Genomic DNA, 8,749 nt, shown 5'->3' with positions numbered 1-8,749 from the left:
CGGGGTTTTCGGGGTATAAACCCTGGCGATGACCTACTCTCGCATGGCTTGAGCCACACTACCATCGGCGCAGCTGCGTTTCACTTCCGAGTTCGGGATGGGATCGGGTGGTTCCACAGCGCTAATTTCACCAGGGAGGCTTTTGGAGTGTCGCCGCAGAGCGTGTCTTTGCAGGGAGCGGGCACGGATGTGCCGGCTTTACAAAGAGACGCGCCTGAGCGCCTGCCTCTCGTTTGGTCTTGTGACGTAGCGTGCACTTGGGCTCTATCGACATGTCATGTCGGCCAAGGCAACTTGAGGTTATATGGTCAAGCCACACGGATCATTAGTATCAGTTAGCTCAATACATTGCTGTACTTACACACCTGACCTATCAACCACATAGTCTATATGGTTCCTTCAGGGGGCTTGTGCCCCGGGAGATCTCATCTTGAGGCGCGCTTCCCGCTTAGATGCTTTCAGCGGTTATCGCTTCCGAACATAGCTACCCGGCAATGCCACTGGCGTGACAACCGGAACACCAGAGGTTCGTCCACTCCGGTCCTCTCGTACTAGGAGCAGCCCCTCTCAAATCTCCAACGCCCATGGCAGATAGGGACCGAACTGTCTCACGACGTTCTGAACCCAGCTCGCGTACCACTTTAAATGGCGAACAGCCATACCCTTGGGACCGACTACAGCCCCAGGATGTGATGAGCCGACATCGAGGTGCCAAACACCGCCGTCGATATGAACTCTTGGGCGGTATCAGCCTGTTATCCCCGGAGTACCTTTTATCCGTTGAGCGATGGCCCTTCCATACAGAACCACCGGATCACTAAGTCCTAGTTTCCTACCTGCTTGATCCGTCGATCTTGCAGTCAAGCACGCTTATGCCTTTGCACACAGTGCGCGATGTCCGACCGCGCTGAGCGTACCTTCGAGCTCCTCCGTTACTCTTTAGGAGGAGACCGCCCCAGTCAAACTACCCACCATACACGGTCCCCGATCCAGATTATGGACCCAGGTTAGAACGTCAAGCACGACAGGGTGGTATTTCAAGGATGGCTCCACTGCAGCTAGCGCCACAGTTTCATAGCCTCCCACCTATCCTACACAGACGAACTCAACGTTCAGTGTAAAGCTATAGTAAAGGTTCACGGGGTCTTTCCGTCTTGCCACGGGAACGCTGCATCTTCACAGCGATTTCAATTTCACTGAGTCTCGGGTGGAGACAGCGCCGCTGTCGTTACGCCATTCGTGCAGGTCGGAACTTACCCGACAAGGAATTTCGCTACCTTAGGACCGTTATAGTTACGGCCGCCGTTTACTGGGGCTTCGATCAAGAGCTTCGCCTTGCGGCTGACCCCATCAATTAACCTTCCAGCACCGGGCAGGCGTCACACCCTATACGTCCACTTTCGTGTTTGCAGAGTGCTGTGTTTTTGATAAACAGTCGCAGCGGCCTGGTTTCTGCGGCCCTCTTCAGCTATAGCTCGCATGAGCCACCAAAAAGGGCGCACCTTCTCCCGAAGTTACGGTGCCATGTTGCCTAGTTCCTTCACCCGAGTTCTCTCAAGCGCCTGAGAATTCTCATCCTACCCACCTGTGTCGGTTTACGGTACGGTCTGCGTAAGCTGAAGCTTAGGAGCTTTTCCTGGAAGCGTGGTATCAGTGACTTCGCCTTAAAGGCTCGTCTCGGTGCTCGGTCTTGAAGAATCCCGGATTTGCCAAAGATTCAAACCTACCTCCTTTCCCCCGGACAACCAACGCCGGGTACACCTAACCTTCTCCGTCCCTCCATCGCACTTACGCGAGGTGCAGGAATATTAACCTGCTTCCCATCGACTACGACTTTCGTCCTCGCCTTAGGGGCCGACTCACCCTGCGCCGATTAACGTTGCGCAAGGAAACCTTGGGCTTTCGGCGTGCGGGTTTTTCACCCGCATTATCGTTACTCATGTCAGCATTCGCACTTCCGATACCTCCAGCAGACTTCTCAATCCACCTTCAACGGCTTACGGAACGCTCCTCTACCGCGTACATATAAATATGCACACCCCAAGCTTCGGTTCACTGCTTAGCCCCGTTAAATCTTCCCCGCAGACCGACTCGACCAGTGAGCTATTACGCTTTCTTTAAAGGGTGGCTGCTTCTAAGCCAACCTCCTGGCTGTCTGTGCCTTTCCACATGGTTTTCCACTTAGCAGTGAATTTGGGACCTTAGCTGTGGGTCTGGGTTGTTTCCCTTTTCACGACGGACGTTAGCACCCGCCGTGTGTCTCCCATACAGTCCGTCTCGGTATTCGGAGTTTGCAATGGTTTGGTAAGTCGCGATGACCCCCTAGCCATAACAGTGCTCTACCCCCGAGAGGATACATATGAGGCGCTACCTAAATAGCTTTCGAGGAGAACCAGCTATCTCCGGGTTCGATTAGCTTTTCACTCCTAATCACAGCTCATCCCCGTCTTTTGCAACAGACGTGGGTTCGGGCCTCCAGTACCTGTTACGGCACCTTCACCCTGGCCATGACTAGATCACCCGGTTTCGGGTCTACTGCCCGCGACTATGCGCCCTTATCAGACTCGGTTTCCCTTCGCCTCCCCTATACGGTTAAGCTTGCCACGAACAGTAAGTCGCTGACCCATTATACAAAAGGTACGCAGTCACTCTTTCGAGCTCCTACTGCTTGTACGCACACGGTTTCAGGATCTATTTCACTCCCCTCTCCGGGGTTCTTTTCGCCTTTCCCTCACGGTACTGGTTCACTATCGGTCGGTCAGTAGTATTTAGCCTTGGAGGATGGTCCCCCCATGTTCAGACAGGGTTTCACGTGCCCCGCCCTACTCGTCTTCACTGGAGTGGCCCTTTTAAATACAGGGCTATCACCTTCTATGGCCAGCCGTTCCAGGCTGTTTTTCTAGAACCATTCCAGCTTAAGGGCTAGTCCCCGTTCGCTCGTCGCTACTCAGGGAATCTCGGTTGATTTCTTTTCCTCTGGTTACTTAGATATTTCAGTTCACCAGGTTCGCTTCCAGCAGCTATGTATTCACTGCAGGATACCCGCAAGCGGGTGGGTTTCCCCATTCGGACATTACCGGATCAAAGCTTGTTGCCAGCTCCCCGATACTTTTCGCAGGCTGCCACGTCCTTCATCGCCTCTGACCGCCAAGGCATCCACCGTGTGCGCTTATTCGCTTGACCATATAACCGCAAGTTGCCTTGGGTTACATATATGACCTGGGGGTACAAAGCCCAGATACGAAATATAACGACTCAATTAATAAGAAGACATTTAAGTCTTCCGCCTTAGCCTCACGACACGTCAAGATAGAATCTCAAAACGCTCGCTACGTCACAAGTTTTAAAAGAACACGTACCGGCCACAATGCCGATGCGTAATAAATTCTTTGTATGCGCTAGTCATTCAGAGTGGTGGGTCTGGGTAGACTCGAACTACCGACCTCACCCTTATCAGGGGTGCGCTCTAACCACCTGAGCTACAGACCCAATGTCCGTTTAGCTCATTGCCGAACACACCGATAAACGTGTGACGTGTGGTGGAGCCTGTCGGGATCGAACCGACGACCCCCTGCTTGCAAAGCAGGTGCTCTCCCAGCTGAGCTAAGGCCCCATATACGGGACTATCCACGTCGGCCAGGCCGACGTGAAACTCTGAATGCAGGTTACTTGTGAAGACGCCCGACAGGACGATGCTGTCTTTGCTCAAAAGGAGGTGATCCAGCCGCACCTTCCGATACGGCTACCTTGTTACGACTTCACCCCAGTCATCGGCCACACCGTGGCAAGCGCCCTCCCGAAGGTTAAGCTACCTGCTTCTGGTGCAACAAACTCCCATGGTGTGACGGGCGGTGTGTACAAGGCCCGGGAACGTATTCACCGCAGCAATGCTGATCTGCGATTACTAGCGATTCCGACTTCATGGAGTCGAGTTGCAGACTCCAATCCGGACTGAGATAGGGTTTCTGGGATTGGCTTGCCCTCGCGGGTTTGCAGCCCTCTGTCCCTACCATTGTAGTACGTGTGTAGCCCTGGTCGTAAGGGCCATGATGACTTGACGTCATCCCCACCTTCCTCCGGTTTGTCACCGGCGGTCTCCTTAGAGTTCCCACCATTACGTGCTGGCAACTAAGGACAAGGGTTGCGCTCGTTGCGGGACTTAACCCAACATCTCACGACACGAGCTGACGACAGCCATGCAGCACCTGTGTTCGAGTTCCCGAAGGCACCAATCCATCTCTGGAAAGTTCTCGACATGTCAAGACCAGGTAAGGTTCTTCGCGTTGCATCGAATTAAACCACATACTCCACCGCTTGTGCGGGCCCCCGTCAATTCCTTTGAGTTTCAGTCTTGCGACCGTACTCCCCAGGCGGCGAACTTAACGCGTTAGCTTCGATACTGCGTGCCAAATTGCACCCAACATCCAGTTCGCATCGTTTAGGGCGTGGACTACCAGGGTATCTAATCCTGTTTGCTCCCCACGCTTTCGTGCCTCAGTGTCAGTGTTGGTCCAGGTAGCTGCCTTCGCCATGGATGTTCCTCCCGATCTCTACGCATTTCACTGCTACACCGGGAATTCCACTACCCTCTACCACACTCTAGTCGCCCAGTATCCACTGCAATTCCCAGGTTGAGCCCAGGGCTTTCACAACAGACTTAAACAACCACCTACGCACGCTTTACGCCCAGTAATTCCGAGTAACGCTTGCACCCTTCGTATTACCGCGGCTGCTGGCACGAAGTTAGCCGGTGCTTATTCTTTGGGTACCGTCAGAACAACCGAGTATTAATCGACTGCTTTTCTTTCCCAACAAAAGGGCTTTACAACCCGAAGGCCTTCTTCACCCACGCGGTATGGCTGGATCAGGCTTGCGCCCATTGTCCAATATTCCCCACTGCTGCCTCCCGTAGGAGTCTGGACCGTGTCTCAGTTCCAGTGTGGCTGATCATCCTCTCAGACCAGCTACGGATCGTCGCCTTGGTGGGCCTTTACCCCGCCAACTAGCTAATCCGACATCGGCTCATCTATCCGCGCAAGGCCCGAAGGTCCCCTGCTTTCACCCGAAGGTCGTATGCGGTATTAGCGTAAGTTTCCCTACGTTATCCCCCACGAAAAGGTAGATTCCGATGTATTCCTCACCCGTCCGCCACTCGCCACCCATAAGAGCAAGCTCTTACTGTGCTGCCGTTCGACTTGCATGTGTTAGGCCTACCGCCAGCGTTCACTCTGAGCCAGGATCAAACTCTTCACTTAAAAACGCATAGTCCGAGGACTAAAAATTTAAAGCTGCAGATGCTTGACCGCTGGCAACGTTTCGCTTGCTTTAAAACAATTGATATGTTGCTTGATCAAACGTCTGCAAGATGGACATACATCCTTCCTGCAGGCGCCTTCACAAGATACCTGCGCATACTGTCAAAGAACTTTGGAATCGGCCTCAGCGCCTTCTTCCGTTTGCCCCGACGTTTCCGTCGTTGCGAGCCGCCCATTGTAGACCGGCTTATCTGCTTCGTCAACACCTTTTTCAAGGCCGTTTCACCGAAGTGAAACGTTGTTGCCGATGCCGCTTCGTCGTTTGCCTCGAGAGGCTTTCGTCGTTGCGAGCCGCCTATTATGTCAGGCTTTTCGAATCTGTCAACAACTTGTTTGATGAACTTAACGTTCTTCTTGAAGTTGTCGGTGTAAGTCCATGAAAAATCATGTGCTTACATAAAAAGGAAAACCCCGTTGCGTGAGCAACGGGGTTTTCGGGGTATAAACCCTGGCGATGACCTACTCTCGCATGGCTTGAGCCACACTACCATCGGCGCAGCTGCGTTTCACTTCCGAGTTCGGGATGGGATCGGGTGGTTCCACAGCGCTAATTTCACCAGGGAGGCTTTTGGAGTGTCGCCGCAGAGCGTGTCTTTGCAGGGAGCGGGCACGGATGTGCCGGCTTTACAAAGAGACGCGCCTGAGCGCCTGCCTCTCGTTTGGTCTTGTGACGTAGCGTGCACTTGGGCTCTATCGACATGTCATGTCGGCCAAGGCAACTTGAGGTTATATGGTCAAGCCACACGGATCATTAGTATCAGTTAGCTCAATACATTGCTGTACTTACACACCTGACCTATCAACCACATAGTCTATATGGTTCCTTCAGGGGGCTTGTGCCCCGGGAGATCTCATCTTGAGGCGCGCTTCCCGCTTAGATGCTTTCAGCGGTTATCGCTTCCGAACATAGCTACCCGGCAATGCCACTGGCGTGACAACCGGAACACCAGAGGTTCGTCCACTCCGGTCCTCTCGTACTAGGAGCAGCCCCTCTCAAATCTCCAACGCCCATGGCAGATAGGGACCGAACTGTCTCACGACGTTCTGAACCCAGCTCGCGTACCACTTTAAATGGCGAACAGCCATACCCTTGGGACCGACTACAGCCCCAGGATGTGATGAGCCGACATCGAGGTGCCAAACACCGCCGTCGATATGAACTCTTGGGCGGTATCAGCCTGTTATCCCCGGAGTACCTTTTATCCGTTGAGCGATGGCCCTTCCATACAGAACCACCGGATCACTAAGTCCTAGTTTCCTACCTGCTTGATCCGTCGATCTTGCAGTCAAGCACGCTTATGCCTTTGCACACAGTGCGCGATGTCCGACCGCGCTGAGCGTACCTTCGAGCTCCTCCGTTACTCTTTAGGAGGAGACCGCCCCAGTCAAACTACCCACCATACACGGTCCCCGATCCAGATTATGGACCCAGGTTAGAACGTCAAGCACGACAGGGTGGTATTTCAAGGATGGCTCCACTGCAGCTAGCGCCACAGTTTCATAGCCTCCCACCTATCCTACACAGACGAACTCAACGTTCAGTGTAAAGCTATAGTAAAGGTTCACGGGGTCTTTCCGTCTTGCCACGGGAACGCTGCATCTTCACAGCGATTTCAATTTCACTGAGTCTCGGGTGGAGACAGCGCCGCTGTCGTTACGCCATTCGTGCAGGTCGGAACTTACCCGACAAGGAATTTCGCTACCTTAGGACCGTTATAGTTACGGCCGCCGTTTACTGGGGCTTCGATCAAGAGCTTCGCCTTGCGGCTGACCCCATCAATTAACCTTCCAGCACCGGGCAGGCGTCACACCCTATACGTCCACTTTCGTGTTTGCAGAGTGCTGTGTTTTTGATAAACAGTCGCAGCGGCCTGGTTTCTGCGGCCCTCTTCAGCTATAGCTCGCATGAGCCACCAAAAAGGGCGCACCTTCTCCCGAAGTTACGGTGCCATGTTGCCTAGTTCCTTCACCCGAGTTCTCTCAAGCGCCTGAGAATTCTCATCCTACCCACCTGTGTCGGTTTACGGTACGGTCTGCGTAAGCTGAAGCTTAGGAGCTTTTCCTGGAAGCGTGGTATCAGTGACTTCGCCTTAAAGGCTCGTCTCGGTGCTCGGTCTTGAAGAATCCCGGATTTGCCAAAGATTCAAACCTACCTCCTTTCCCCCGGACAACCAACGCCGGGTACACCTAACCTTCTCCGTCCCTCCATCGCACTTACGCGAGGTGCAGGAATATTAACCTGCTTCCCATCGACTACGACTTTCGTCCTCGCCTTAGGGGCCGACTCACCCTGCGCCGATTAACGTTGCGCAAGGAAACCTTGGGCTTTCGGCGTGCGGGTTTTTCACCCGCATTATCGTTACTCATGTCAGCATTCGCACTTCCGATACCTCCAGCAGACTTCTCAATCCACCTTCAACGGCTTACGGAACGCTCCTCTACCGCGTACATATAAATATGCACACCCCAAGCTTCGGTTCACTGCTTAGCCCCGTTAAATCTTCCCCGCAGACCGACTCGACCAGTGAGCTATTACGCTTTCTTTAAAGGGTGGCTGCTTCTAAGCCAACCTCCTGGCTGTCTGTGCCTTTCCACATGGTTTTCCACTTAGCAGTGAATTTGGGACCTTAGCTGTGGGTCTGGGTTGTTTCCCTTTTCACGACGGACGTTAGCACCCGCCGTGTGTCTCCCATACAGTCCGTCTCGGTATTCGGAGTTTGCAATGGTTTGGTAAGTCGCGATGACCCCCTAGCCATAACAGTGCTCTACCCCCGAGAGGATACATATGAGGCGCTACCTAAATAGCTTTCGAGGAGAACCAGCTATCTCCGGGTTCGATTAGCTTTTCACTCCTAATCACAGCTCATCCCCGTCTTTTGCAACAGACGTGGGTTCGGGCCTCCAGTACCTGTTACGGCACCTTCACCCTGGCCATGACTAGATCACCCGGTTTCGGGTCTACTGCCCGCGACTATGCGCCCTTATCAGACTCGGTTTCCCTTCGCCTCCCCTATACGGTTAAGCTTGCCACGAACAGTAAGTCGCTGACCCATTATACAAAAGGTACGCAGTCACTCTTTCGAGCTCCTACTGCTTGTACGCACACGGTTTCAGGATCTATTTCACTCCCCTCTCCGGGGTTCTTTTCGCCTTTCCCTCACGGTACTGGTTCACTATCGGTCGGTCAGTAGTATTTAGCCTTGGAGGATGGTCCCCCCATGTTCAGACAGGGTTTCACGTGCCCCGCCCTACTCGTCTTCACTGGAGTGGCCCTTTTAAATACAGGGCTATCACCTTCTATGGCCAGCCGTTCCAGGCTGTTTTTCTAGAACCATTCCAGCTTAAGGGCTAGTCCCCGTTCGCTCGTCGCTACTCAGGGAATCTCGGTTGATTTCTTTTCCTCTGGTTACTTAGATATTTCAGTTCACCAGGTT

The 8,749-nt window shown here is 53.4% G+C and carries 2 tRNA genes and 5 rRNA genes (1 of these 7 only partly in view); all 7 read right to left on the bottom strand.

Annotated features, from left to right (window positions below):
- Positions 1–20: 20 nt before the first annotated feature.
- Positions 21–135, bottom strand: a 5S ribosomal RNA gene (gene rrf, locus DX03_RS20315).
- Positions 136–304: 169 nt separating this feature from the next.
- A 23S ribosomal RNA gene (locus tag DX03_RS20310) occupies positions 305–3,183 on the bottom strand.
- A 229-nt stretch (positions 3,184–3,412) separates the two neighbouring features.
- Positions 3,413–3,489: transfer RNA gene (locus DX03_RS20305), tRNA-Ile, on the bottom strand.
- 48 nt (positions 3,490–3,537) lie between these two features.
- Positions 3,538–3,613: transfer RNA gene (locus tag DX03_RS20300), tRNA-Ala, on the bottom strand.
- A 95-nt stretch (positions 3,614–3,708) separates the two neighbouring features.
- Positions 3,709–5,255, bottom strand: a 16S ribosomal RNA gene (locus DX03_RS20295).
- Between the two features lie 506 nt (positions 5,256–5,761).
- Positions 5,762–5,876 (bottom strand): 5S ribosomal RNA (rrf, locus tag DX03_RS20290).
- 169 nt (positions 5,877–6,045) lie between these two features.
- Positions 6,046–8,749 (bottom strand): 23S ribosomal RNA (locus tag DX03_RS20285) (it continues 175 nt past the right edge of the window).
- Together the 16S, 23S and 5S rRNA genes with 2 tRNA genes alongside form the textbook arrangement of a ribosomal RNA operon.

It is taken from the genome of Stenotrophomonas rhizophila, assembly GCF_000661955.1.
Lineage (GTDB): Bacteria > Pseudomonadota > Gammaproteobacteria > Xanthomonadales > Xanthomonadaceae > Stenotrophomonas > Stenotrophomonas rhizophila.
Note: the sequence above shows the minus strand (reverse complement) of the source record. Positions and strands in the feature narration are given on the sequence as shown.